This window comes from Variovorax gracilis, from assembly GCF_030317115.1.
GTDB classification, from domain to species: Bacteria; Pseudomonadota; Gammaproteobacteria; order Burkholderiales; family Burkholderiaceae_C; genus Variovorax; species Variovorax gracilis.
The window spans coordinates 188803-214317 of the sequence record NZ_JASZYF010000003.1; the positions used below are offsets into that span (position 1 = coordinate 188803).

At 65.2% G+C, this 25515-nt stretch carries 19 protein-coding genes and 2 tRNA genes; 7 read left to right on the forward strand and 14 right to left on the reverse strand.

The genetic code is table 11. The features are described from left to right. Positions 1–42: 42 nt before the first annotated feature. The 5 genes from QTH97_RS08765 to QTH97_RS08785 form a co-directional block, all read right to left on the reverse strand. The gene (locus QTH97_RS08765) at positions 43–1272 is read right to left on the reverse strand and encodes an ABC transporter substrate-binding protein (RefSeq protein WP_286567741.1); all 1230 of its coding nucleotides are present in this window, start codon (positions 1270–1272) and stop codon (positions 43–45) included. An 80-nt stretch (positions 1273–1352) separates the two neighbouring features. Then, positions 1353–2339 carry a branched-chain amino acid ABC transporter permease gene (locus tag QTH97_RS08770; protein WP_286567742.1) on the reverse strand — a complete coding sequence of 329 codons (987 nt, stop codon included), beginning with the start codon at positions 2337–2339 and terminating at the stop codon, positions 1353–1355. Between the two features lie 3 nt (positions 2340–2342). Further along, the gene (locus tag QTH97_RS08775; protein ID WP_286567743.1) at positions 2343–3212 is read right to left on the reverse strand and encodes a branched-chain amino acid ABC transporter permease; all 870 of its coding nucleotides are present in this window, start codon (positions 3210–3212) and stop codon (positions 2343–2345) included. Between the two features lie 11 nt (positions 3213–3223). Further along, a complete protein-coding gene (locus QTH97_RS08780) occupies positions 3224–3937 on the reverse strand; it encodes an ABC transporter ATP-binding protein (protein WP_286567744.1) in 714 nt (237 codons plus the stop codon). Next, positions 3937–4671, reverse strand: coding sequence for an ABC transporter ATP-binding protein (locus tag QTH97_RS08785; protein WP_286567745.1), 735 nt, complete (start codon positions 4669–4671; stop codon positions 3937–3939). The genes QTH97_RS08780 and QTH97_RS08785 overlap by 1 nt, the downstream gene beginning before the upstream one ends. A gap of 891 nt (positions 4672–5562) precedes the next feature. Here QTH97_RS08785 and QTH97_RS08790 point away from each other — a divergent pair. The 3 genes from QTH97_RS08790 to QTH97_RS08800 all read left to right on the forward strand — a co-directional run bounded on the left by QTH97_RS08790 (position 5563) and on the right by QTH97_RS08800 (position 8598). Beyond that, positions 5563–6567 carry a hypothetical protein gene (locus tag QTH97_RS08790; protein WP_286567746.1) on the forward strand — a complete coding sequence of 335 codons (1005 nt, stop codon included), beginning with the start codon at positions 5563–5565 and terminating at the stop codon, positions 6565–6567. Between the two features lie 332 nt (positions 6568–6899). Continuing rightward, positions 6900–7112 (forward strand): hypothetical protein, encoded by a 213-nt coding sequence (locus tag QTH97_RS08795; RefSeq protein ID WP_286567747.1) that lies wholly within the window; start codon positions 6900–6902, stop codon positions 7110–7112. 325 nt (positions 7113–7437) lie between these two features. Next, positions 7438–8598 carry a hypothetical protein gene (locus tag QTH97_RS08800; RefSeq protein WP_286567748.1) on the forward strand — a complete coding sequence of 387 codons (1161 nt, stop codon included), beginning with the start codon at positions 7438–7440 and terminating at the stop codon, positions 8596–8598. 331 nt (positions 8599–8929) lie between these two features. On the opposite strand, the gene QTH97_RS08805 is transcribed toward QTH97_RS08800, so the two are convergent. Further along, positions 8930–9006, reverse strand: a tRNA-Arg gene (locus QTH97_RS08805). 309 nt (positions 9007–9315) lie between these two features. On the opposite strand from QTH97_RS08805, the gene QTH97_RS08810 reads away from it, so the two are divergent. After that, complete coding sequence (locus QTH97_RS08810) at positions 9316–12447, forward strand: ATP-binding protein (RefSeq protein WP_286567749.1); 3132 nt, start codon at positions 9316–9318, stop codon at positions 12445–12447. Here the strand turns inward: QTH97_RS08810 and QTH97_RS08815 are convergent. The 7 genes from QTH97_RS08815 to hrcA all read right to left on the reverse strand — a co-directional run bounded on the left by QTH97_RS08815 (position 12415) and on the right by hrcA (position 20895). After that, positions 12415–14136, reverse strand: a complete 1722-nt coding sequence (locus QTH97_RS08815) for a hypothetical protein (RefSeq protein WP_286567750.1) — start codon at positions 14134–14136, stop codon at positions 12415–12417. The genes QTH97_RS08810 and QTH97_RS08815 overlap by 33 nt on opposite strands. A 12-nt stretch (positions 14137–14148) precedes the next feature. Beyond that, the gene (locus QTH97_RS08820; RefSeq protein ID WP_286567751.1) at positions 14149–15333 is read right to left on the reverse strand and encodes a saccharopine dehydrogenase NADP-binding domain-containing protein; all 1185 of its coding nucleotides are present in this window, start codon (positions 15331–15333) and stop codon (positions 14149–14151) included. A 35-nt stretch (positions 15334–15368) separates the two neighbouring features. Continuing rightward, positions 15369–16433 carry a polyprenyl synthetase family protein gene (locus QTH97_RS08825; RefSeq protein ID WP_286567752.1) on the reverse strand — a complete coding sequence of 355 codons (1065 nt, stop codon included), beginning with the start codon at positions 16431–16433 and terminating at the stop codon, positions 15369–15371. A gap of 1 nt (position 16434) precedes the next feature. After that, on the reverse strand, positions 16435–17220 hold the full coding sequence (locus QTH97_RS08830; RefSeq protein ID WP_286567753.1) for a hypothetical protein: 786 nt from the start codon (positions 17218–17220) through the stop codon (positions 16435–16437). After that, positions 17217–19604, reverse strand: coding sequence for an FAD-dependent oxidoreductase (locus QTH97_RS08835; protein ID WP_286567754.1), 2388 nt, complete (start codon positions 19602–19604; stop codon positions 17217–17219). The genes QTH97_RS08830 and QTH97_RS08835 overlap by 4 nt, the downstream gene beginning before the upstream one ends. A gap of 172 nt (positions 19605–19776) precedes the next feature. Then, positions 19777–19853 (reverse strand) — tRNA-Ile (locus QTH97_RS08840). 37 nt (positions 19854–19890) lie between these two features. After that, complete coding sequence (gene hrcA / locus QTH97_RS08845) at positions 19891–20895, reverse strand: heat-inducible transcriptional repressor HrcA (RefSeq protein WP_286567755.1); 1005 nt, start codon at positions 20893–20895, stop codon at positions 19891–19893. 28 nt (positions 20896–20923) lie between these two features. Here hrcA and QTH97_RS08850 point away from each other — a divergent pair, with 28 nt between their 5' ends. Genes QTH97_RS08850 through rapZ form a run of 3 tightly spaced genes read left to right on the forward strand, consistent with a single transcriptional unit; the run spans position 20924 to position 24377 of the window. Next, positions 20924–21820, forward strand: a complete 897-nt coding sequence (locus QTH97_RS08850; protein WP_286567756.1) for an NAD kinase — start codon at positions 20924–20926, stop codon at positions 21818–21820. A gap of 2 nt (positions 21821–21822) precedes the next feature. Further along, the gene (recN, locus tag QTH97_RS08855; RefSeq protein WP_286567757.1) at positions 21823–23505 is read left to right on the forward strand and encodes a DNA repair protein RecN; all 1683 of its coding nucleotides are present in this window, start codon (positions 21823–21825) and stop codon (positions 23503–23505) included. Continuing rightward, positions 23502–24377, forward strand: a complete 876-nt coding sequence (rapZ, locus tag QTH97_RS08860; RefSeq protein ID WP_286567758.1) for an RNase adapter RapZ — start codon at positions 23502–23504, stop codon at positions 24375–24377. The genes recN and rapZ overlap by 4 nt, the downstream gene beginning before the upstream one ends. Before the next feature lie 19 nt (positions 24378–24396). Here the strand turns inward: rapZ and mutY are convergent, their stop codons facing one another. Then, a complete protein-coding gene (gene mutY / locus QTH97_RS08865; RefSeq protein ID WP_286567957.1) occupies positions 24397–25434 on the reverse strand; it encodes an A/G-specific adenine glycosylase in 1038 nt (345 codons plus the stop codon). Positions 25435–25515: the final 81 nt, after the last annotated feature.

Genomic DNA, 25515 nt, shown 5'->3' on the forward strand with positions numbered 1-25515 from the left:
CCATCGCGGGCTCGGCGGCGGTTGTATCACAGGGGGCCGCGTTCAATCGACCGTGCTGATTAGGTCGCCGAAGCCTTGCCACTGCGTGCCCGTGAAGCGAGACAGCTGCCCCTGCTTGACGATGAAGAAATCGGTCGGCGTCGTGTTGAGCGACATGCCCGTCAGCAGCAGCGGCAGCTTCAGGTTCTTGATGTTGGCGGCCTGCTTCATCACGTTCTCGCGGGTGAGGTCGTTGCCGGCCTGCTTCAGGATCTGGACCATCGCCTGCGCCGCCAGATAGGCATAGAGATTGGACGCGTCCTTCGGATCACCCTCGCGGTAGTAGCGGCCCATGAAGGCACGCCATTCCAGCATCGCCGGATCATCCTTCCACTGCGGATCGTTCGGGTCCTTGTAGTACTGCATGGTGAGCAGTCCCGTCGACTTGTCCAGCCCGGCCGGCGTGAGCACCGACCCCACCGATGCGCCGACGTTGTTGACGATATGCAGCGGCTTCCAACCCGAATCGAAGGCCTTGCGGATGGCCTGCGCCGCAAACTTGGGTGTGGTGATATTGATGAAGGTGTCCGCGCCGGAGCCCTGCAGGGTGACGATCTGCGAATCGACCGTGGGGTCCGTCACCTCGTACGTCGCCTCGGCAACGATCATCTTGGCTCCCTTCGCACCCAGGCCGTCCTTCACACCCTTGAGCACGTCCTTGCCGTAGTCGTCGTTCTGGTAAAGGATCGCGATCTTCGCGTTGGGCTTTTCCTTCAGGAGGTACTTGGCGTACATGACGCCTTCGGCCTGATAGCTCAGGTTGAAGCCCAGCGTCCACGGGAAGTTCTTGGGGTCGGCCCATTTCGTCGCGCCGGTAGCGAGCAGCAGGTGCGGCACCTTCTTGGCGTTGACGTACTTGTGGATCGCCGAATTGCTCGGAGTGCCCAGCGTCTGGAACAGCGCGAGCACCTCGTCCTGCTCGACCAGCTTGCGCACCTGCTCGACGGTCTTGGGCGGGCTGTAGCCGTCGTCCAGGCTGATCAGGTTGATCTTGCGGCCGTTGATACCGCCGTTCTCGTTGATCATCTTGAAGTAGGCCTGCTGGAGCTTGCCGATCGTCCCGTAGGCCGAGGCCGGCCCGCTGTAGGGCATGGTCTGGCCGAGCTTGATTTCGGTGTCGGTCACGCCGGGCCCATATTTCTTCTGGGCGGCGGCCGGCGCGGCGACGACGGCCAAGGCGACCGCCGCCGCGCCGGCGAGCAGGGTTGCACGACGGTCTGGACTGAACTTCATGATGTGTCTCCTTCAATGTCATCGAACACAAAACGGACCGGCCTGCGGAGGGCCGTGAACCGGACGAGAACACGAACTTCTCAGCGCCTGCGCCTTTGAAATCGACCGAAGAGGATGCGGATCAGGCCGGCCACTCCACCCGGCATGACATACATGAACACGATGAGGAACACGCCGTAGATCGCCCATGGGGCGGCCTTCGAGATCTGGTCGGCGACGTTCGGAATGAACTGGATGAACACCGCCCCGAAGATCGCCCCCTGCATCGACGCCAGCCCTCCGATCACGATCCCCACCACGAACGTGATCGAAAGAAAGATGTTGAATGAGTCCGGTGCGACGAACTGGATCACGATGGCCCCCAAGGCCCCGGCGATACCGGTGTACATCGCCGAGACGCCGAAAGTCAACGACTTGACCATGGCAGTGTTGACGCCCATCGCCTGCGCGGCAATCGGCTGGTCCCGGATCGCGACCATCGCCCGGCCCATGCGCCCGCGCAGCAGGTTCCAGCCTATGACGAAGAGCACCAGCAGGAAGGCCAGCACGACGAAGTACAGCCATTGGTCCTGCGTCAGCCCCGTCCACTCCGGCGCCTCCGGCTTCACGATCACGATGCCCTGCGCTCCCCCGGTCCAGTGTTCGAGGTGCTTGTACTTGAGGATCTGCGGCATCGCCACGCCGAGGGCGAAGGTCGCCAGCGCCAGGTAGAGGCCTTCAAGGCGAAGCGCCGGCAAACCGAAAAGGAAGCCCGCCAGCAGGCACACGGCGCCGGCGACCGGAACGGTCAGCCAGTAGGGCACGCCGAACTTGTCCATGAGGATCGCCGCCACGTAGGCGCCGATCGCATAGAAGGCGCCATGGCCGAGCGAGATCTGCCCGTTGTAGCCGGTGAGCATGTTCAGGCCCAGCAAGGCAATGGCGTAGACCAGCGCGAGCGTGAACTGGAACACGCGGTAGTTGCTGACCAGGAAAGGCAACACACACGCGATGACCAGCAGGAGCAGCAATCCGGCAAGGCGTGCCTTGGCCGATGGCTCGCTGGTCGGTTCGTTGGGTGTGGCCATGGTTCAGACCCGTGTGACGTGGACCTTGCCGAACAAGCCGGACGGCCGGATCACCAGCACGCCGACGATCAGCACCAGCGCAACCGTCAGTTTCAGCTCGGTGCCGAGGATGGCGCCGACCAGGTTCTCCAGCACGCCGACGATGAATCCGCCCAGCACCGCGCCGCCCGGGCTGTCGATGCCGCCCAGCAACGCCGCGGCAAAGGAATACAGGAGGATGCCGGCCATCATGTTCGGCTCGAGGAATACCGTCGGCGCGACCATGATGCCGGCGATCGATCCGATGGCCGCGGCCAGGCCCCAGCCGAGCGCCAGCATCCAGCCCACGCGGATGCCCACCAACCGGCTCGACACGGGGTTCTGCGCAGCCGCACGCATCGCCAGGCCCAGCGGCGTGAAGCGGAAGAACATGAAGACCAGCGCTAGCACGCCGAGCGTGATGCCGATGGAGCCCAGCTCGTGCGAGGACACGTACGAATTGCCGAAGAGCGGCTCGGACGGAAAGGGGCTCGGGAAGGGCTTGATCGTGTACGTGAAGATCCATCCCGCGAGGCTGTTGAGAATCACCAGCAGTCCGATGAAGACGATCACGACCGACAGGATCGGCGCGTTTTCCACCGGCTGCAGGATGATTCTCTCGATCAGCGCACCCAGCAAGAACGCCACCGCGACCGTGATGAAGAAAGCCCCCCAGTACGGCACGCCGGCCTGCATGAGGCTCCACGCGATGTAGGTGGAGAACATCGCCATTTCGCCCTGCGCGAAGTTCACCAGGTGCGTGGCCTGGTAGATCATCACCAGCGCCAGCGCCATGCTGGCATAGATGCCGCCTGTGGCGAGGCCGGAGAGCACTTGATGGAGCAGGACGTTCATCTGGGAGGGGGCTAGTAGCCGAGGTACGAACGCCGCACCGCCTCGTCGTTGCGGATGGTGTCGGCCGAGCCGGAGATCACGACGCGGCCGGTTTCCAGCAGGTAGGCCTGGTCGGCCAGGCGCAGCGCCTGCGCCGCGTTCTGCTCCACCAGCAACATGCTGACCCGGTCCCGCCGATTGATCTCGCGGAAGATCTCGAAAAGCTCCTGAACGATGCGCGGCGCGAGGCCGAACGAAGGTTCATCGAGCAGGAGGAGGCGCGGCCGCAGCATCAGCGCGCGCGACACGGCCAGCATCTGCTGTTCGCCGCCCGACAAGGTGCCGGCCTGCTGGCGCCTGCGCTCCTTCAGGCGCGGAAAGTACTCGTACACACGCTCGAAATCCGCCGCCACCTCGGACTTGTCACGCCGCGTGTAGGCGCCGAGGCGCAGGTTCTCCTCGACGCTCAGGTTGACGAAGGTGCCGCGCCCGTCGGGCACGTGGGCCACGCCCAGCCGGACGATGCCTTCGGTCGAGCGGCCGTCGATGCGCGTCGCGGCAAAGACAATGTCGCCCTGCGTCTTCACCATGCCGCAGACCGCGCGCAGGGTCGTGGTCTTGCCAGCGCCGTTGGCGCCGAGGATGGTGGTGATGCCGCCCTCCTCCACGCCGAAGTCCATGCCATGCAGGACCTTGCTCGGGCCGTACTGCGCGTGCAGGCCGCGCACTTCGAGCAGCGCGGCCATCAGGTCTGCCCTCCCAGGTAGGCGCGGATCACCTCGGCATTGGCCTGCACCTCGGCCGGTGTGCCGTCGGCAATGATGCGCCCGAAGTCCAGCGCGACCACCTTGTCCGATACCCGCATCACCAGGTTCATGTGGTGCTCCACCAGCAGCATCGTGAGCTTGAGCCGGTCGCGCACCTGCCGCAGCAGTTCCATCAGGTTGCCGACCTCTTCGTGATTGAGGCCGCCGGCGGGTTCGTCCAGCAGCAGCAGCTTCGGCTGGCTGGCCAGGGCGCGGGCAAGCTCGACGCGCTTCTGCGTGCCGAACGGCAGGTCCATCACGCGGGTGTGAGCGACGCTGTGCAGGTCCAGCAGATCGACGAGTTGGTCGGCATGCGCCTCCAGCGCCTGCTCTTCGCGCCGCACCCACGGCAGGCGGACCGCATTCGCGAAGAATCCGCTGCGCGTCCGGCAATGCCCGCCGAGCAGGATGTTCTGCCGCACCGTCATGGTCCGGAATAGCGCAAGGTTCTGGAAAGTACGCCCGATGCCGAGCGCGGCGATGCCGTGGGCCGGGGTGGCGACGAGCGATCGGTCTTCGAAAAGGATTCGCCCTTCGCTGAAGGCATAGAGCCGGGAGAGGCAGTTGAACAACGTCGTCTTGCCGGCTCCGTTAGGCCCGATCAGACCGACGATATGTCCGGTCGCGACCGAGAACGACACCCTGTCGAGGGCCGTGATGCCGCCGAAGCGCACGGTGACGCCGTCGACACAGAGCAGATCAGCACGGTTGGCAGGCGAGACGATGTTCGACTCCTTGCGCGTTGGGTCAGCGGCCGGTGTCGGACGATCTTGCCTGCCAGGAATGGAAGCTCGATGCCGACCGATACATCAAGATACCGAGCTTTGAAATATTTCGAAGCGGGCTTTACCCTTGCTGTCACATCGGTGACTGCGGGGCCGTGTCAGCGCGCGAGACGTCGCACGCCGACTCATTCGGTCGGCGGGAGATCAGGGATCGAGGGGTCGAGCGGCCTCGGAAGAATCGGTTCGTCGCTCTCGGGCTTTTGAGGATTCGGCTCGTTCTGGCCCGGCACCGGCTCCGGTGGCGGCTCGTCCCGGCCGGGTACCGGCAGGTCGCGTTTGCGCACTGCGCGGCTTCGGCGACGCCTCAGCTTGCCTGGACGGGGGCGGGGTCCGGTGGCTGCGGCTCTTGCGGGGGCGCCTCTTGCTGGCTTTGCCGGACGTCGTCCGAAACCGCCAGTCCACGCTTGCCCAGATCCGCGCGCGCGGTGCCTCTCACGAGGTGACGAGGTATGTGGTGGGTCTTCTTCAACAGGGCCAAGGCCTCGCTGCGGGCGGGCTCGGATGCCGGCAGGAACATGTGCAATGAACTCATCGTGATCGTCCCCATGAGCGCCAGGCTGCGAACGCCGCCGGCCTGGTGTCGGCAGGCCCCGAAAGCATCGACGTCCAAAGCGGTCCCTGGCGTGGCCGCCGCGCATTATCCCGCCGGCACGGCGCGCCCGCGGACGCGGCCATTCCCCCAGTAGTGTTGCTACCCCGCTTCGGCCGGCGGCATTCCGGCGGAGGCCACCGCCGGCCCCTCAGCATTCCTGTCCGTCAAATTCAGGCGCAGTCTTACACGTGGCGCGCCCGGCGCGTACGAAAAACACCCCTTATGTGCCTGTCGCGACCTGGCCGGCTGAGGTGTTGCATTCCTCATTTGACGGGCCGCGCGAGTGTTCTACGCTTGAAGCTCCGCGTGCCCGCTCTGCCAAAGAGCGGGGTTTCCCCAACCCATCTTCAAAGGAGTCCAGCATGCATGCGACCACCGCGAATTCGATATGGCCCGCCAAGTGGCCCGCGACCGTGCAAGCCGTGGGCTATGCGCAAGTGGGGGATCTCTTCAAGATGCTGGTTCAGCACAAGGAGTCGGACTTCGCCGCCTGCGAGTTCTGCCGAACGATGAACAGTCTTGGTGCGGTTCGCTGCGCGACCTGCGGAGGACACCTGTCCCCGTCGAGCGACGAGGCGCCCTCGCCCGAGCCCGCGAAGCCGGCCAAGGCGTCGTCCCCGGATGCCCGCGCGTTGCGCAGCGTCCTGACCATGGTGCTGGTACCGCCGCTTCTGCTGTTCGTCAGCTTCGCGACATGGCACCAATTGCAATTCGAGAACCATGAGACGGCCGCTGCATCGGCGAAGCCAAGTTCCTCGCTTGCCGCAGCCGCAACGACAAGCCCGGTCGCGGTGACCTCGGCGCAGCAAAAGATCGTGTCGGATCTGTTGGCCAGCAAGAAGATCGCCAGCGGTCACGAGGAAGTGAGCAGCACGTCATGGGTCGCGCCGCCCGCAGTGCAGGCACGGGCAGCTGAACCCGAAGATTCCAGTCGCGCTTCGAGTCCTGGCAGTCACGGGCCGTCGCACACAACGCGGTCGGCTCCGCCTCGGTCCAGGGATGTGGCGGCAGCACCGGTCCGCCAGCGATCCGACCTCCTGGCCGCATGCAGCGGACGGAGCTTCCTGGCACGCGCCGTTTGCGTCAACAACCGCTGCGCCGAACCTGGAGCCGCGCGTCTCGGCCAATGTCGCGAAGCCCTGCGCCAGCGCCGCATCGACGAGGCGCGCCGCAATCCGATGTTGATGGGGTGAGCGGCGAATGCATTTCTTGTGATCGGGCCGGGTCGGATATCTTGTCCGAATCGGCTCGATTCGTGCTATAATTATCGGTTGCCCAGGGCTCCTGGGCAAAATGCCTGCGCAGGCAAGCCGAATCTCACTAGGCGCGTCGAAGTCATCACGACGAGAAAAATCAAAGATGGCTTCTGCAGATGAATTTTTGCCGTAACGTGGGCCGCGTAAGTGCTCACGTCCACATTCAAAAAGCCCGCCGACCGCGGGCTTTTTCATGTCTGCAGGTAAGGCCGGCAACATCATGAAACGCCATGGGCCCCAGCCCCGCGAGCAGACCCAAACTCCGCTCCATGCGCTCATTGTTGCGACGCCGTCGTCCTGAACATGCAGATCCAGACCTGCCCGCGGTCAGTCAACCCGCGCCGCTTGCCGAACCGCCCGCGCGCTCGCCAAACACTGGCGTGACGGTCAGCGAGTTGTCCGAGTTGGAAGCACGCGCCATTTGCGCACGCGAAGGCATCGCGGTGTTCTGGCCGCGGCCCAAGCGCGACAAGGGCACCTGAGACCGTGCAGGTCATCCGGAGTTCGTCATGCGTGAAAAATCGGTCTCATTCGAGGTGGCCAGGCGCCATCTCCTCGAAGCGTTGAGCGGCGCTCCAAGAAAGCCAGCCAAGCGGGCTACTCGGTCATCGACGAGTTCAGCCAAGCCGACAGCGGCCGCGAAGACGGTCATCAAGCGCCCCGCCACAGCACCCACACGCCGGGCGGCGAGGTAGCCATCGGCAGCGTCCTTCCAGAACCACCCGACCCAATGGGCGAACAAGGCACGCCAGGCTCTGCTGCAGTGATGGCATCAAAGCCCCCGTCACACTAACCCCGGTTCTTCAAATGAATAAAGTGCCCCTTCCTCGCGCATTTGAACCAGATTTCTACAGGCAGCAATACCAAGGTCTGGCGCGCCTCACGGATCAAGAGGCACTGGAGCATTATCAGATTCATGGGATATTGAAAGGGGACGTCGCGAGTCCCGGGGCTGAACGATGTCACCTACTGGCGTTTGCACACGCCGAAGGATCCATTCTCGAAATCGGGCCATTTCACGCCCCATCAGTCGTCGGCGAGAACGTGCGGTATATGGACGTTTTGACTACGGAAGAACTGACGGAAGCGGTGAAGCACGCAGGCCACGACACCTCCAACGTTCCGCAGATCCACTATGTTGCTCCGAAAGGCGGATTCGACATGGTTGATCGGAAATTTTCAGCAGTTTTCAGCGGCCATTGCATCGAACATCAGCCCGACTTTGTCCGGCACTTTCAGGGCGTTTCCAGTGTGCTGGAGGATGACGGCCGCTACTACATCGCATGCCCGGATAAGCGCTACTGCTTTGATCACTTTGCACCGCCGACTGCTGTCAGCGACGTTCTCGCTGCATATTATGCGAACCGCAAGACCCATCAGCCGAGGAGCCATATCGTTCAACGTCTGCATCGGGCCCACAATGACGCCGATCGTCACTGGTCAGGCGACCATGGCCCCCAGCGGTACGAAACCTACAAGGACGTGAAGGCGGATGTCTTTCACGAACTTCCTGGCGAAGATGCTTACCACGATACCCACGCGTGGCAATTTACTCCAACTTCGTTTTTCCAGATCATGAGTTTTCTCTACCAAATTGGATTGACGGACTTTGCTGTCGAGCGCGTCTATCACACACGATTTGGAACGCAGGAATTCACTGCCGTGCTTCGCAAGGGACGGCATATCATCGAGAGGGACGAGGCGTTCATAGAAGCAATTTCCATTGAAGATTCCATCTCTCTGCTGAAAAAGGATAACTCCCACGCCGAGGCACAAATCGCAAAACTGGCAAACGCACAGTCGCACGCTGAGGCTCAAATCGTAAAACTGATGAATGAGCAGTCGCGCGCTGAGGCTGAGATAGCGAAATTGAGAAATGATCTGACTGCGGTATTTTCTTCACGTTCGTGGGCAGTGACGCGACCGCTCCGAAAATTGGCAGATTATTTGGGCGTGAGTCGGACCTGATATGGCGGCTACAGCGCCGACGAGGCGTGTGAGCGGTAGCGGCCCTTGACATTGCGATATGCCGCTGCACGTGCTCATTACGCGAAAGGCAGGCGGAGCGTCCAAGTCTTGATGTCCAACGGCGTCGCGCGTTCGGTGATCGAGGCCCGCTGCGGCCGCCGTAGGGATCTGCTTGGGAACGAGCCCGACAGGAAGTTGTTCTGAACGACCTGCATTCACGACCTGAGCCACGCGGCGGGCATGCGCCTGCGCAAGGAGGTGCGCCCCGTGAAGGCCCCACGCAAAAGAAAATGGCCTAGAGGAAATGAATCCTCTAGGCCATTCGAGAGAGTGGTGCGGCTGGCAGGAATTGAACCCACGACCCCTTGGTTCGTAGCCAAGTACTCTATCCAACTGAGCTACAGCCGCACAGCTTGCGATCATAGCATGCTTTTTGGGCCTCTTTCCAGTAGTCCCAATTTCAATCGGATCTGACGCGCATTCAGCGCGAACGCCACATTCAGCGCCGCAGATCGGCCGGCGACCTTGACTACATCCAGTCCTAGTATGTAAGTTCTACACTTGCCGCGTTGATGCGTGCGCGCCTTGGAAAAGGCGATTGATCACTGCCGAAGCTGCTTGCTTGAAAGGCTCCGTCGCGAGATGTCCACGCTGTGCCCGCGCTGCGGATCCGAGTCACGTCCCTCTGCACGCTATTGCGACCAATGCGGCACCCCATTGCCCACGACTGCGGTCGAGCGCCCCGAACTGCGGCAAGGCACCGTCTTGTTCTGCGACCTCGTCCAGTCGACACGCTTGGCCAATGTGCTGGATCCGGACGACCTGCGGCTGGTCTTCTCATCGATTCACCGCGTCGTGCGCGAAGTCTCGCGCCGACATTCCGGCTACATCGTCCGATTCGTCGGCGACGGCGCCTTTGTCGTGTTCGGTTACCCCGCCATCCAGGAAGACTCCGCGGAATCTGCAGTGCGTGCCGGGATCGACTTCGTGCACTCGATTCGATCCGTGCGCGCGCCCGCGCCCGCCTCGCTTGAAATGCGCGTCGGCATCGCGTCCGGCACGGTCGTGATGGGCGAGATGATCGATGGCGCAGCGATCGACGAGCAATCGGTCACGGGACCCGTCGCTCACCTGGCGGCGCGCCTCGTCGCCTGCGCGCCACCCAGTGGCGTGGTGCTCTGCGACCAGACCCGCCGCCTCGTGGGCCAGCGCTTCGAGTTGCAATCGCTCGGAGACTTGCGCCTCGCCGGATTTCCCGAGCCTGTGAGCGCCTGGCGCGCGCATGCCGAACTGCCGTCGCTGTCGCGCTTCGAGGCCTTGCGAAAAGGGCAAGGGACAAGCCAATTGATCGGCCGGGAGTCCTTGCTCGCGGAACTCGCGGCGCAATGGCGGCTGGCATCCGAGGGCAGCCCGCAGGTGGTCGAACTGGTGGGTGAGGCCGGCGTGGGCAAGTCTCGCGTAGCGGGCGCGCTCCAGCAGTCGCTCGCGGAAGAGTGGGTGCAGCACGTGGACCTGCACTGCACACCCAGGATGCAGAACGCACCGTTGTACCCACTCGGTGTGCTTTTGCGTCGCCTCGCGGACGTGCAGCCCAGCGACGACGAGGCGAGCGCGCTGGACAAGACACGCCTGCTGCTCGCCGGGTCCGTCTCGGGCGAAATCCCGGAACAGGCGCTGCGCTACTTGCGCCCCGTCGTGTGGCCGCAAGCGCCAGGCGTCTCTCAGGACAGCCCTGAACTGGAACGCGAGAACACCGTCAAGCTGCTGGTCTGGCTGATGCGCGCCCTGACGGATCGCAGCCCGGTGCTGCTCGTGGTGGAAGACCTGCACTGGTGCGACGCCACGACGGGGCTGGTCCTTCAGCGAGTGATCGAAAGCTCGGCCGGCCAGCGCCTGATGATCCTGGTAACACGGCGCGAGGATGGAGGAACCTTCCTGCAGGCGCTGCCGAACGTCGTGCGCAAGGATCTCGCGCCCCTGGGCGCCGAGGAATCGCGCAAGCTCGTGCAGCACCTGGCTTCCGGCGGAGCGATTGCCAATGAGGCCATCGACAGCGTCGTGTCGCGCGGCGAGGGCAATCCGCTCTTCCTGGAAGAGCTGACAAGGACGGTGCTCGACAAGAACGCCGGGTCCGGCACGGAAATCCCCGCCACCCTGCAGAACCTGATCCAGGCACGGCTCGACCGCATGCCCGCGCTCAGGGCCCTGGTGCAGTCCGCGGCGGTCCTCGGCCGGGAGTTCTCGCCGCAACTGCTCGAGCGACTGGCGGGCGAAAGCGGCGACATTGCCGCATCGATCGGCCGATTGATCGAGGAAGGCATCCTCATCGCCACGAGCGCCGCGTCCTATGGATCGCTGCGCTTTCGCCACGCGCTGATCCACGATGCCGTCTATCGGACCCTCTTGCGCAGCGACCGCCAGCGCTTGCATGCCCGGGCTGCCGAATTGCTGCAGGCCCATGCGGACGGTGCGACCGGCGAGGTGCCGCTCGATCTGCTCGCCCACCACTTCGCCCAGGCCGGCCAGAGCCAACGGGCAGCGCGGACACTGGCCGACGCCAGCCGCATGACCGCCGGGCGCGCGGCCTACGAGGAATCGATCGGCCACGCGAAGGCCGGATTGAACCTCACCGAGCAGATCGAGGATCCGCAGGACAACCGTTCACTGCGCCGCGCCCTTCTGTCGCAACTGGGTCACTCGCTCACCGCGACACGCGGCTACGCAGCACCAGAGGTGGAGCAGGCCTTCGCCGAGGCGATGGCGCTCTGCGACGATACGACGCCTCCCGAGGATGCCTATCCGGTGTTTCGCGGCAGCGGCACGCACTATCTGGTTCGCGGGCGCATCGTCCGGTCGGAGGAACTCGCGCAGTCATGCATCCGGCTGGCCGAACGCTGTGGCCGCCTGGATCTGCTGATCGACGCGCTCGCGTTCGCCGCCTACCCGCTGACCTACCTGGGCCGGCTCGATGACAGCCAGGAGCATCTTGACCGCTGCCTGAAGCTGTACATGGCGGAAAAGGGCAACCGCTTTACCTACCCGAATGTGCAGGAGCCCGCGACCGCGGCCTGGGCATTGATGACAACCACCGCGTGGCTGCGCGGCGATCTCCAGTCCGCGGAGAGTGCCGCGACCGCGCTTCACGACCACCTGGCGGCGCTCAAGAGCCCGTTCGATGACAGCTACGGCAAGGTATGGCTCGCGGCGTCGCGGCTCTTGCAGCGCCGCTTCGCGCATGCGGCCGAACTGGCGACGACGGGTCTGGCGATCGCGCAGGAGCGCGGCTACCAGACATGGATCCCGGCCGGGATGATGCAACTGTGCATGGCCCAGGGCGCGCTGGGCCCCGCGCCGGAATCCGTGGCGACCCTGCAGTACGTGCACAAGGCCTTCCTGGACGCAGGCGCGGAGGTCAGCTCCACTTACTACAGTTGGGGCATTGCCATGTCGCTCGCTTCCGCGGGTGATCGCGACGGGGCTCGTGCAGCGGCAGAACACGGGCTGCTGCGCGCCGAGAACGGCGAAGAAGCGTACATGGCGCCCGAACTGAGCATCCTCCTGGCGCAGCTCGAGGAAGACCGCGCACGCGCGACCATGCTCCTGCTGAAGGCGATCGTGCATGCGCGTGCGCAAGGCGCGCTGACGGTGGCACTGCGCGCCTCCGCCCTGCTCCTGGTGGACAACGCGAGCTGCCGGGAAGCGGCCAAGATCGTGCTTGCGGTGCTCGACGGCGCGGCGCCCGTCCCGCCGGATCCTGACTTCGTGCGCGTGACGCTCGCGAATTTCGAGGCGGCTATCGCTGCCTCGGCACTGGTCTCAGACCAGCCCGTCCTCAACGCGCAGGTCTAGCGAACATCGCCCGACGTACCAGTCGCCGGTCGGCATGGCAATGGGTTCGTTGCGCATGACTTTTCGCAGAAGGCGGAACGCGTAGGGCAACTCTGCAGAGTCGCCGAGCTGGAGTGTCGCGATGCCCGGCGGAAAAGCCGCCCGCAGGCCGTTCAAATGGAATGAGCCGGTGATCCACGCAGGAGGCAGTCCGCGTCTGTCCACAGGCGCGACCTGCATCGAATTGAAGGACGTCGGCCCGTCCTGCAGCACCTCGCGCGCGAACGAGCGCCGGAATTCCTTGCGCGAGAAGTCCGATTGCCGCCATCGCGGGCCGGCCGCCAACGAGACGCCGAACGAATCGACCGGTTCTGCGCGCTCGAACCAGTCGGGATCTATCGACGGCAGGTCGATGTCGAGAATCGGAGTGATCCTCGGATTGCTCCGAAACGAATCCACCTGCTCGACCCTGGCCACGTCGAACAGCGGCGAAGTCGACCCGTTCCGCGGCCCACCCGCGGGCCGGAGGGGATGCCCGCTGCTGTCGACGAAGCGCGCCAGGCGCTTCCTGAAGCCCTGGTATTCGCGCCCGATCATCTTCGACCACGCGCTGTCGACGAAGACCGCCGGCACGAACATGGCCGGATCACGCGCCTGCGCGCCGTCGTCATCGACGCGGCCGACGAGCACGCGCAAGAGAAGTTCGTACTGCGATTCGAACGGATCGTCCTGTCCCTGATCGGGCTTGTCATAGCCCAGGTACATGCGGCCATAGCGCACCAGCTCGAGCACCAGCACGCGCGCCGCCGGCCGGTAGCTGAAGCCCATCGCCGATATCGGATCGATCTTCGCGTTCCGATCCAGGTGAAAGTTCAGCGGCCGGATCATCCGTGCCAGCAGATCGTCGGCCGCATCGCCGAAGGGTCTCAGGTCGATGCGCATGCCGATCAGCTCGACATCCGTGAAGCGGTAGCCGGTGGTCTTGAATTCACTGGCCCGATGCTTCAGGACAGGCCGCGAAAGCGGCGGCGCGGCGGGCGGGGCCAGGATGTCGGACAGGCGTCTGACCAGTTGGCCGCACCGGCTGTGGGCAAAGGCATAGGGGAGGTCCGCAAGCCTTGGCGGGAGAAGCATGCGCCCCTTCCCCGAGAAAACGAAGGACGCTCCGTCCTGCAGTACGCACACGTCCTGTCGCGGCATTTCGACCTCCACGCTCCGGACGATCACTTCACTGTTGGACACGCCGGCCGCGGGCGTGGAAACGTCCTGGCCATACACCACCGTCAAGGGTTCGGGATCAGCAGCGTCCCCAGCGGCCGGCGTGAATCTCACGCCATGGAGCGTTCCGAGCACCGGCGCAGGATCCCCGGCTTCCTCGTCGTTCGTCGCCAGCTTCAGGGGCGCCGTGATCGTGAGGTCGAAGGTGCCGGTGCCACGGTCTTCGGCTGCAATGGGGGTCTCGATGGCCTTGATCCCCTGCTGGCGCAGCGCATCGGCCCACGCCACGATATTCGTGAAGGCGCACAGACACTTCAGCGTGCCCTGGGTCGCGTCTTCCATTTCAGAAACGAGGACCGCAAATGCATCGCCTGCGTCCGAATCCCAAAGCACATCCACCGCCATGTCGCGCGCGCCCTGGACCAGGGGTGGCGAATCGGCCGCGCCAGCGACGCTGGCGACTCCGAACCAGAACCTTTCGGTGGGTGTCACGCCCTTCATCGCTCAGCCTTTCCGCCGCTCGAAATGGCAATTGGAGAAAAGCCGGTTCGGCAGGTTTCCGTTCGGGATCTCGATGTCGAACATCTCGGCGGGTGTGCGCCAGCCGTAAAGCGATCTCGAGGGCAGCCCTTCGATCACGCCCAGCACGCAATCCGCGGTGAAGTCGTAAGGGTCAGGCGTTTCCGTCCGCCAGTCGATCAGCGTGCGGCCGGCGCCGTCGTCGATCTCCAGCAGGACCGTGTGCCGATCGTTCAGGCGCTCTTCCTGGTCAGGTCCCTCGGGCAGCATGTCGACCTGCGCGCGCACCAGCCGACGCCACGCGGGCAGCGCGTACAGAGGCGCCGAGAACGCGCCGAGCTGCACGAAGATGCGTGCCCCTTCCGGCATCTCGATGAAGGACTCGATGCGGCGCGCGTTGATCTCGCTGCGCGTGAGCGTGATCCGGGCCGTCAACAGGTCGAGCAGATTGGCCAGCATCGCGATGCGGCGCGGCGATTCGGCGCCCTTCTGTCCCGGAGCGACGTCGCCGAAGTCGAACATGCGCTCGATCCTGCCGGAGGGCTCGTAGTCGATATCGAGGCGAGGCCGCTTGCGAGGCCCGGCATCGGCGGAACGGACCACCATCGTCTGCTCTCGGATCGAGCGCCATGCGGTCTGTGCACTGCCGCGCGACACGTACTTGACGTGCGAGAACGCGATCCGCACGGTGCCGATCTCCTTGATGCCCTGCGATGAGAGCAGCTTGAGTGCCGCCACCAGCATCACGTCCGACGTGGTTGCCGAATGCCCGGCGCCGCAGAGAAGCGCAACCTCCCGCTGCTCCGCGATGTAGGCATAGTCGTCGAGTTGCTTGTACACGTCGGCCTCGCCGTTGATGTCGACGTAGTGGCGCTTGTTGCGCAGGGCCGCTTTCACGAGCGGCAGGCCGGTCGACGCGAACGGGCCCGCGGCGTTGAGTACCGCGTACATGCCGCTGGCGCCCAGGACTTCGTCCAGGCCCCGCGCGTCATCGAGTGCGACCACGCGTGTCTGGAACCCCAACTCGCGCCCCATCTTCGCCAGCTTCGCGCCGTCGCGCCCGGCCAGGATCAGCTCGTACTCGCTGTCGGCCCAGCGCTTCGCGGCGGCCTCCGCGACGATGCGACCGGAGAATCCGGTGGCACCGTAAAGCAGGATCTGTCGAAACATGGCTTCGTTCCTCGAATGGCGGTGCGGTGTCGGATTCAACGGACGCGTTGTAGGACCCAGGTCGGCATCGCACGCAGGAAGCTCAGGTCGCGGCTCGGCGCCAGGTCGGAAAAGCAGCGTTCGAATTCGCACAGCGCCGCGCCGGCCAAACCGGCCGCTACACCACGCGCATGGTCCATGGAGCCGCAACGATCGATGAGGGCGTGGACCCAACGGATCTCGGCCCCGGTGCGCTTCTCGCGGGGCAGCTTGAAGAATCGCTCCAGACGTGCCCGGGCCGCCGGCGCGGCATGCGCCAGGGCGTGGATGACCATCAGCGTTCGCTTGCCTTCGCGCAGGTCGCCGTCCGCCTCCTTGCCGTAGCTGGCGCCGCTGTCGAGATTCAGCAAGTCATCCTGGATCTGGAACGCGGCGCCGATGAAATTGCCCAGTCGCACCAGCCGGTCGACGTCGTAGCGGCCGCGCGAGCCGATCAGGCAGCCGACGCGCAGCGGATGGATGAAGGCCAGCCAGCACGTCTTGAGAAGCACCATCGTCAGATAGTCTTCCTCGCTCACGTCCAGCCGCGACTCGCGCTGCCATCCCAGTTCCAGCGCCTGTCCCTCGGCGCTGGCCCATGCGGTGCGTTCGGTCTCCTCGAAGATGCGCAGCGCAAGCGATGTTCCCAGGCGCTCGAAGTTGGCCTTCAGCGGCGCGAGGCTGAGCAGGCCGAGCGCGTCCCCCGCGTTCAGCGCGAGGGGCACGCCATGCAATGCATGCAATGTCGGCGACCCCCGGCGCTGGTCGCTCTCATCCTCGATGTCGTCGTGAATCAGCAGCGCGTTGTGCAGCAGCTCGATCGACACCGCGGAGGCCACGGCGTCCTCGAGGTCGGCACCGAAGATCCGCGCCGTCGCCAGGCAGATGCAGGGTCGCAGCATCTTGCCGCCGCGCCGCGGGTAGTCGGCGAGCAATTCGTCGAGGTAGTTGCGCGGCGCCACGGCCGGCAGCCAGCGCTTGAGTTGGCTGCGAACGCGCGCGCCGTATTCGTCGAGCACCTCCTGCACGAGGCTGTCGTCGACCTGTTCGAACACCGGACGCTCTCGAAACGCAGTGGCCATGTCAGAGCCCGATCTCGACGTGGCCGATCTGCATGCCTTCGGCATCGCACACGGCGGCGCGCCACACGCCGGGCGGATGGCTGGCTTCGGTTTCGACCACCAGTTCCGCCGCGCCCGCGCGTCGCACCAGCCATGCACCCAGGACGGGCGCGGTCGGCGTCGTTGCGTGATGGAAGGTCAGGCGCGTTCGAGCCTCGGCTGACGGGCCCGACCATTCGGTCTCGGTCACCCGGACCAACCGGGTGGCCGTACCCGGCGCATGACGCACACCGAGGCTGGGCGAGTTGCGGGGCGCGCTGGGCCGCGTTGGGGCCGCGCTCGCCGGAGCCGGCGAAGGCGCATGCGTGTGGGCAGTCTTGGCTTCCCGTCCCCCGCCTCCTTTGGCGAGCCCGAACGCGGACACTACGGCATCGAGTTCGGCCCGTGCGAGACGGCGCAGCGGGCCTTGCGGATCACTCGCCGCGCCTTCGAACCATTCGAGCATCAGAAGCATGGCTCGCGACAGAAGCCGCTCGGTCGCGTCGATCGGCTGGGCCGCGCTGTGCACGCCGGCGCGCTGTGCCGCGCCGCCAAGCTGCTTCGCCAGGCGGCGGCCCCGGCCCAGTTGCGCATCGGCCACCTTGTAGCCAAGTTCCACCGCCGCGACGACCGCATCGGACGCCGTCTGCAGCGGTACGCCGCCGATCGTCTTGCCTGCGTTCTCGCCCTCTGCGCTGCGGTAGATGCCGCCGAAGTTGCGATTGGGTTTCGTCACCGACAGGGTCGGTCGTTTCCAGACCGTGCTCATGGGTGGTGGTATCCGACGATTTGGTTGAGATCCACGCGACCACTGATCGCGTGCGCGGCAAGCCTGCCCGACATCACGGCGGCCTCGACGCAGCCGCCGTTGAATCCGCAATCCGTCCAGTCGCCCGCCACCGTCATGTTGGCGAACCAGGGGTCGAGCGGCGAGATGCGGACGGTGCCGCTGCCCGGAAGGGATTGCGTATACCTCGCGCTTCCGACGCGGTTGTCGACGACGTACTGGTCGCGCAGGTATCCGGCACCCTTCTCCTTGCCATTGGCCGCCACAAGCAACTCGAGGGGAGTCCGGCCGCCCGTGAACGCCTTCGGCCACAAGGTTCGCATCCGCTCCTTGAGAAACGCACCCAGTTCGCCATGCGCGTCATCCGTGCGCTCCAGCGTCTTGCGAAGCTTGTCGTCCGGCAGTACGCCGCAGAAATAGGAGATCGACCGGATCACATCCGCGCCGTGAACCGCGCCGTCCTGCCGCACGCGATACGCACGCTCTGCGGCGAGGGTGTGCGTCATGTCGGCCCAGGTCTCGTAGCGCCGGGAGCCCTTCTTCTTGTCATCGCGATGAGGTACATCCAGTCCCGCGACGATGACCGGCCCGCGATCCCATCCGAGCGCCTCGACGTCGTGCGACATCCAGACCTGCGCGGAGCGCGTTCCGACGGTTGCCACGCGCTGGCGCATCAACTCCCACGCTGGCAGTTCCTTGAACAGATAGGACCTGGCGGTGTCATCCCGGGCTGCCTCGCACGCGGCAACAAAATCATCCTTGCCGACGGCAATCACGGCCACTTCGAAATCGACTCCGGCTGTCGCGTCGAACTGGCGTTTGCTTCGGGCCTTCCCGGCTTTGGATTTCCCTGCACCCTCTGGACCAAAGCACTTGCTCGCATCTTCCGGCCAGCAGCCCTGCTCGTCGAGAGGCGAGCGATCCGGCTCGTTGAGCAGCGCCACATCGCGATCCGTCTCGAAGCGCAGTTTCGTGATGCTGGGCTGGCGCTGACGGAAGTCGAATTCGATGTCCACCAGCCGATGAAGGAATTTGAACTCGACGCCCCGCTTCTTCAGCGCCCGGTACAGCGGCGCGAAAACCGCGTCGCCCATTCCCGACTGGAGGCGCCAGAACATGGAGCCGCGGTAGGTGAAGAACATGCGCGCCGCACCACGCAGGGCCTGCGCAGCCGACAGCGAGGGCTTGCGATGGTCGCCGTCTCGATAGGCAAACACGAGGTCGTAGATGCCCCACACGAGCGGCGAGTCCACTGCGCCGGTCGTCGCGCCGTGCTTCTGCAGCCAATCGCGGTAGTCGATTCCGTCGATCGCGTCGAGCCCCCGCGCGTCGAAGAAGACGCGATCACGGTAGAGGCCGATCAGGATCGTCATCAGCAGATTGAGGATCTCGGTCTTGCGACGCAACTCCTCGTCGACCATCACCAGATCCTGCAACTGGCGACGGACATTGGTCGCCAGAGCCTCGATGAACTTGAGCATCGACGAGGCGATCTGCGGCGCCGGGTTGTTCTCGCGCAGCCAGCTTTCCAGGAACGAGGCTGCCTGCAGCACACCCGCGGCCGACGTCAGCAGCACCGCCCGCGCCAGGACTGCGAATCGTTCGACCAGCACCTCTGGCGATGAACTCGGATCGAAGGAGAAGTCGAGTTCGACCGCCTCGTCCAGCGCGGAACGCGCGCGCGGGCCGGAGCGCTCGCTGTGGGGATCGGTGTGGGAAGGCGCCAGCACGCTCTGCATCAGCGCCTTGGCGAGCGCCAGCGCGCGGGCCAGGTAGCCCCACATGCTGAAAGGGTTGGTGGCCGTGTCGAGGCGTTCACCGGGCTGCCCCTTCATGGGCGGAAGAAACCCCGTCCATGTCTCCCACGCACCTCCATGCCGGCTCGCCACGCCGATGTGCGGCTCGGGGGCGAAGGCGTCGTCGAAACGGCCATGGGTCAGTCGTTGGCCGGCCGGGGCGTCGGGCCCCCAGCCTTCACCCTCGACTTGCGCATAGCACTCGCGCATCAACTTGAAGGCGTTCTCGTAGAAGCCGAGCCAGACGTGCAGGCCATGCTCCAGGATCCGGCCGTGCTCGTCGCGCCGCGACGCGCCCTTGCCGCCCAGGTGCCAACTCGACTCGTAGACGGTGATGGCGTACTCCGGCCATTCCTGCGCAGTCCGCCGTTCGCGTGGGTTGTCTGAATCGAGGAGCTTCGCTCGCTCCTCATTCAATTTGAGGAGTTGCCATGCGGTCGACAGGCCGGCACATCCGCCGCCGACGATGGTCACCCGCACGGCGGGACTGGAAGCAGAAACTGACGCGGCCGTGCGCGCTGTCGCTTGCCCGGGCGTCTTGCGCGCCTTGGCATGGGTACGAGTGCTCAATCGCCCTCCTCAAGAATTTATTAGAGGCGTTTAGGCCTACTTTTTTGCCACCGCGGATACTGACGAGTCGGCCAGTTGGCGTCAAGGTGATTGGACCTGAGGGGGGATGAAGACCATGCTCCGCAAAAAGAAAAAGGGTTAGCAGGCATTCGCCTGCTAACCCCATGTTCGGTGGTAGGCCGTGCTGGGCTTGAACCAGCGACCAACGGATTATGAGTCCGCTGCTCTAACCAACTGAGCTAACGGCCCACGCGGCACGGATTCTAGTGGGGCCTGCGACCGCATCCTATTTCCGGTGACTCAAGGCGTTGGTGACCAGCTTCGACGTGATGTCGACGATCTGGATCATCCGCTCGTACGGCATGCGCGTGGGGCCGATGACGCCGAGCGTTCCGACCACCTGCCCGTCGACCTCGTAGTTCGCGCTCACGATCGACAGATCGTCGAAGGGCACGACCTGGCTCTCGCCGCCGATGAAGATGCGCACGCCCTCCGCCTGGCTCGACACGTCGAGCAGGCGCATCAGTTGCGCCTTCTGCTCGAACAACTCGAACGCGCGGCGCAGATGGCTCATGTCGCTGGAAAAATCGGTCACGGCCAGCAGGTTGCGCTCGCCGGCGATCACCACTTCGTCCTGCGCCTCGGTGAGCACTTCGGAGCTCACCTGGACCGCAGCCTGCATCAACGCCGCGATCTCGCCGCGCAGCTGCTCGACCTCCGACTGGAGGCGGTCGCGCACCTGCTCGATCGACAGGCCGGCATAGTGGGTGTTGATGTAGTTCGACGCCTCGACAAGTTGCGACTGCGAGTAGTCCGCCTCCGGGAAGATCACCCTGTTCTGCACATCGCCGTCAGGCGAAACGATGATCACGAGCAGTCGACGGTCGGACAATCGCAGGAATTCGATCTGCCTGAACACCGACGCGCGGCGCGGCGCCATCACGACGCCAACGAATTGCGACAGGTTGGACAGCAGGTTCGCGGCGTTCGCGATCACCTTCTGCGGCTGGTCGGGCGCAAGGCTCGGCGTGGAGAACTGCTCGCGCTGCGCGGTCAGCATGGTGTCGACGAAGAGCCGATAGCCGCGCGCCGTCGGAATGCGGCCCGCGGACGTATGGGGGCTCGCGATGAGGCCCAGGCCTTCGAGGTCGGACATCACATTGCGAATGGTCGCCGGGGAAAGATCCAGCCCCGATGCACGAGACAGGGTGCGCGAGCCGACAGGTTGCCCTTCGGCGATATATCGCTCGACGAGGGTCTTTAGCAGCAACTTGGCGCGGTCGTCCAGCATCGGACGATTTTAATGTTGTAATTTGTAGATGGCCCCTCGCTTTCGGCACGTCGCCCTCATAGGTAAATACCAGGCTTCCGGTGCCCGGGCGCAATGCGATGCGCATGACGACGTCATGGAAGGCATCGGCGCGTTTCTGGAAGCACAGGGCTGCACGGTGTTTGTGGAGCAGTCGCAAGGCGCCGCCGTCGAGGTCGGCCCGTACAAGGCGCTGACGGTCGAGGAAATCGGCGAGGAATGCGACCTCGGCCTCGTGGTCGGGGGCGACGGCACCATGCTCGGCATCGGACGGCAGCTCGCCCCGTACGGCGTTCCGCTGATCGGCATCAACCGGGGGCGGCTCGGCTTCATTACCGACATCTCGCTGGACAACTACCAGGCGACGCTGATCCCGATGCTGTCCGGCGAGTACGAGGAAGACCACCGCAGCCTCATGCACGCCCAGGTGATTCGCGACGGCGTATCGGTCTTCGACGCGCTTGCGATGAACGATGTGGTCGTCAACCGCGGCGCCACCTCGGGGATGGTCGAGTTGCGCGTCACGGTCGGTCGCCATTTCGTGGCCAACCAGCGCGCCGACGGGATGATCATCGCCTCGCCCACCGGGTCGACGGCCTACGCACTTTCGGCCGGCGGGCCGTTGCTGCATCCCGCGGTGCCGGGATGGGTGCTGGTGCCGATCGCCCCGCACACGCTCTCCAACCGCCCCATCCTGTTGCCGGACGAGGACGAAGTCTCGATCGAACTGGTGGGTGGGCGCGACGCCAGCGCCAATTTCGACATGCAATCGCTCGCATCGCTGGCGATCGGCGACCGGGTCGTGGTGCGCCGCTCGGAATACCGGGTGCGATTCCTGCACCCCAGGGGCTGGAGCTATTTCGACACTCTGCGCAAGAAACTGCACTGGAACGAAGGAGGTTCCTGAAAATGGCATTGCGCCGCATCGCCTTGCGCGATTTCGTGATCGTGCGCGCACTCGAGCTCGATCTCTCGACGGGTTTCACTGTCCTCACGGGCGAGACCGGGGCGGGTAAATCCATCCTGATCGACGCGCTGCAACTGGCGCTGGGCAATCGGGCCGACGCCGGCTCCGTGCGCGAGGGCGCCGAGCGGCTGGACGTGAGCGCCGAATTCGACGCCGACCCGACACTGGCCAGCTGGCTGGACGAAGGCGGCTTCGAATCCGGCGACGCACTGTTGCTGCGCCGCACCGTGGACCTCCAGGGCCGCAGTCGCGGCTGGATCAACGGCAGCCCCGCCACAGCGACGCAATTGCGCGAGCTCGGCGAGCGCCTGCTCGACATCCACGGTCAGCACGCATGGCAGAGCCTTACGCGGCCTGAAGCCGTGCGTGGTCTGCTCGACGCCTATGCCGGCGCGAGCACCACCACGCTCGACAGCGCCTGGCAGGCCTGGCGACAAGCGATCTCGCTGCTGGAAACTGCCCGCTCCGCCCAGGACTCCCTGCAACGAGAACGCGAACGCCTCCAATGGCAAGTGGCTGAGGTGATGAAGCTGGCGCCCGGAGAGGGCGAGTGGGACGAACTGTCGTCCGCCCACACGCGCATCTCCAACGCCCAGGCGCTCATCGACGCAGCCGAAGGCGCCAGCACCGCTCTCGAAGATGACGACAACGGCGCGCTGGCCGCGCTGAGCCGCGCCGTCACGCTGCTGCAGAACTGCGAGCACATCGAGCCCGAATTCAAGGCACTCGGCGAAGTGCTGGCCTCGAGCGTGGCCCAGGCCTCCGACGCAGCGCACTCGCTGCACAGCTACCTCCGTCAAGCCGACACCGACCCGGAAAAGCTCGCCGAACTCGACGAGCGCATGGGTCTGTGGATGTCCCTGGCCCGCCGGTACCGGCGACCGCCCGCGGAACTGCCGGCGCTGCTGTCCGGTTGGCAGACGGAGCTGCGAGCGCTGGACGCCCAGAGCGATCTCGACGCACTGGAGCGCGCGGAGCAAGCTACGCAGCAGGCCTACCTGAAGGAAGCCAAGGCACTCGGCAAGGCACGCAAGCAGGCTGCGCCGCGGCTCGCCCAGGCCGTGACCCAGGCCATGCAGGAACTCGGCATGAAGGGCGGCCGTTTCGAAGTGGAGCTTCAACCGCTGGCACAGCCCAGCCGCTCCGGCCTCGAAGACATTGCCTTCCTGGTCGCCGGACACACGGGGAGCACGCCGCGTTCGATCGGCAAGGTGGCGTCGGGTGGCGAGTTGTCGCGCATCGCGCTCGCCATCGCCGTCACCACGAGCGAACTCGGTGCGGCACAAACCCTGATATTCGACGAGGTCGATGCGGGCGTCGGCGGCGCGGTGGCCGAGACCGTGGGCCGCCTCATGAAACAGCTCGGCCGTGACCGGCAAGTCCTGGCTGTCACCCACCTGCCGCAAGTGGCTGCCTGCGCGGATCACCACCTCGTGGTCGCCAAGCGGCAGACCACAGTCAAGGGCCAGGCAGGGCCTCGCACCGAAAGCGGCGTCTCGGTCCTGGAAGGCGAAGGCCGCACCCAGGAAATCGCACGCATGCTGGGCGGCGAACGTGTGTCCGCCACCTCGCTGGCGCATGCGCGAGAAATGCTGGGCGCCAAGACGCCGGAGACCTCGTCATGAACCTGGAGCTGGTGCTGATCACCGGCATGTCCGGGTCCGGAAAGTCCGTGGCCCTTCACGCACTGGAAGACGCAGGCTACTACTGCGTGGACAACCTGCCGCCGGAACTTCTGGCCCCCTTCGTGGCGCTGCAGCAGCAGCAACACGCCAAGCGCGTGGCGATCGCGATGGACGTGCGAAGCGGCGTCTCGCTGCCGCTCGTTCCGCAGCAGCTTGAAGGGCTGCGGCGCGAAGGTGTTTCGTTGCGCTCGCTCTTTCTCGACTCGACCACCGATGCGCTGGTCCGCCGCTATTCCGAAACACGGCGCCGCCACCCCTTGTCACGGCACGAAGGCCGCACCGATGCGCCCGAGCAGCAGCGGGTGCTGGTCCAGGCCATCGAGCTCGAACGGGAATTGCTCGCTGACCTGCGCGACGGTGCCGATGTCATCGACACGAGCATCATCCGTCCCGCGCAGTTGCAGAGCTACGTCAAGGCGCTGATTTCCGCTCCGGAGAGTGCCCTCACGCTGGTCTTCGAGTCCTTCGCGTTCAAGCGCGGCGTGCCGTTGGATGCCGACTATGTGTTCGACGTGCGGATGCTGCCAAACCCCCATTACGTCTCCGAGTTGCGGCCCCTGACCGGCCGTGACGCGCCGGTGATCGAGTGGCTGCGAGAGCATGACGACGTCGCCCGCATGTACGCCGACATCGAACAGTTTCTCGGTCGATGGCTCGACGCGTTGGCGCGGGACCACCGCAGCTACGTGACCGTGGCCATCGGTTGCACCGGCGGTCAGCACCGCTCGGTGTTCCTGGTGGAGCAACTGGCCCGCGGATTCGGTGCGAAGTGGGCCGCCCTCAAGCGACATCGCGAACTCGACGGGGTTTGACGGCCGCCCGGCGGTGGCTTCAGCCGCCGTTTGCCAGCAGTTTGCGCACCGGCGCGGGCAGGCCGAGCGCCGGCCACTGGTCGCCGTCAAACCATCCACCGGCTTCGCCCAGCGACCGCTCGCCCTGGCAGACGACGGATACCGGGTGAAGATGAAGATCCTTGTGCGTGAGCACGTGAAGAAATGCCGCGTCATCGCGAGCGATCTCGCGATCATCTGGCTCCAGCACTTCCAGCAAGCTCTCCCGGGTCTCGAAGATGGGCAGGCAGTAGAGGCCGGCCCAAATACCCCGCGACGGACGCTTTTCAAGCCACACACGGCCGCTGGCGTCGCGCGCCTGCAGCATCCACAACGAATGGGCGCTGCGCCGCAGCTTTCGCGTCTTGACCGGGTACTTCTCCGGCGCACCCTCCTGCCGCGCGGTGCACAAGTCGTTGACCGGGCAGATGATGCAACTCGGCTTTCGCGGCAGGCAGACGGTTGCGCCCAGGTCCATCTGCCCTTGCGTGTACCGCGCAATCGCCTTGCGCTGCGTCGCCGGCGGCAAGAGTTCGGTCGCCTCGTTCCACAAGGCACGCTCCTGCGCGGTGGAAGACAGATCGCCATCGAAGCCCAGCACTCGCGTGAGCACGCGTTTCACGTTGCCATCGAGGATCGCCACCCGCTCCCCGAAGCAGAAAGCAGCGATCGCCGCGGCGGTCGACCGGCCGATGCCCGGCAAGGTCTGGAGCTCAGCCGCAGTGCGCGGAAACTCCCCACCAAAGCGCGCTACAACCTCTTGCGCGCAGCGGTGCATGTTTCGCGCACGGCTGTAGTAGCCCAGTCCGCTCCACAGCGCGAAGACTTCATCCTCGGTGCCGGCGGCAAGGTCCAGCACCGTCGGAAAGCGATCGAGGAATCGTGCGAAGTAGCCCAGCACGGTAGTGACCTGGGTCTGCTGGAGCATCACCTCCGAGAGCCAGACCCGATAAGGATCCTGCGTGTTCTGCCAAGGCAGCTCACTGCGCCCGTGACTTTGCTGCCACGCAACGATGCGCGCCGCAAAAACCGGCGCCAACACCAGCGCGCGAGCTGAAACCGTCCCGCTCAAGACCAGAAATACCGAGGAACCGGCCTTGCCGGGCCACAGGTATGGCCC

Coding starts and splice junctions, on each gene's coding strand:
- QTH97_RS08770 (WP_286567742.1), bottom strand. CDS start 2,339: ATGGCCACACCCAACGAACCGACCAGCGAGCCATCGGCCAAGGCACGC.
- QTH97_RS08800 (WP_286567748.1), top strand. CDS start 7,438: ATGAATAAAGTGCCCCTTCCTCGCGCATTTGAACCAGATTTCTACAGG.
- QTH97_RS08825 (WP_286567752.1), bottom strand. CDS start 16,433: ATGGCCACTGCGTTTCGAGAGCGTCCGGTGTTCGAACAGGTCGACGAC.
- QTH97_RS08820 (WP_286567751.1), bottom strand. CDS start 15,333: ATGTTTCGACAGATCCTGCTTTACGGTGCCACCGGATTCTCCGGTCGC.
- hrcA (WP_286567755.1), bottom strand. CDS start 20,895: ATGCTGGACGACCGCGCCAAGTTGCTGCTAAAGACCCTCGTCGAGCGA.
- QTH97_RS08775 (WP_286567743.1), bottom strand. CDS start 3,212: ATGAACGTCCTGCTCCATCAAGTGCTCTCCGGCCTCGCCACAGGCGGC.
- QTH97_RS08795 (WP_286567747.1), top strand. CDS start 6,900: ATGCGCTCATTGTTGCGACGCCGTCGTCCTGAACATGCAGATCCAGAC.
- QTH97_RS08850 (WP_286567756.1), top strand. CDS start 20,924: ATGGCCCCTCGCTTTCGGCACGTCGCCCTCATAGGTAAATACCAGGCT.
- QTH97_RS08830 (WP_286567753.1), bottom strand. CDS start 17,220: ATGAGCACGGTCTGGAAACGACCGACCCTGTCGGTGACGAAACCCAAT.
- rapZ (WP_286567758.1), top strand. CDS start 23,502: ATGAACCTGGAGCTGGTGCTGATCACCGGCATGTCCGGGTCCGGAAAG.
- QTH97_RS08765 (WP_286567741.1), bottom strand. CDS start 1,272: ATGAAGTTCAGTCCAGACCGTCGTGCAACCCTGCTCGCCGGCGCGGCG.
- recN (WP_286567757.1), top strand. CDS start 21,823: ATGGCATTGCGCCGCATCGCCTTGCGCGATTTCGTGATCGTGCGCGCA.
- QTH97_RS08780 (WP_286567744.1), bottom strand. CDS start 3,937: ATGGCCGCGCTGCTCGAAGTGCGCGGCCTGCACGCGCAGTACGGCCCG.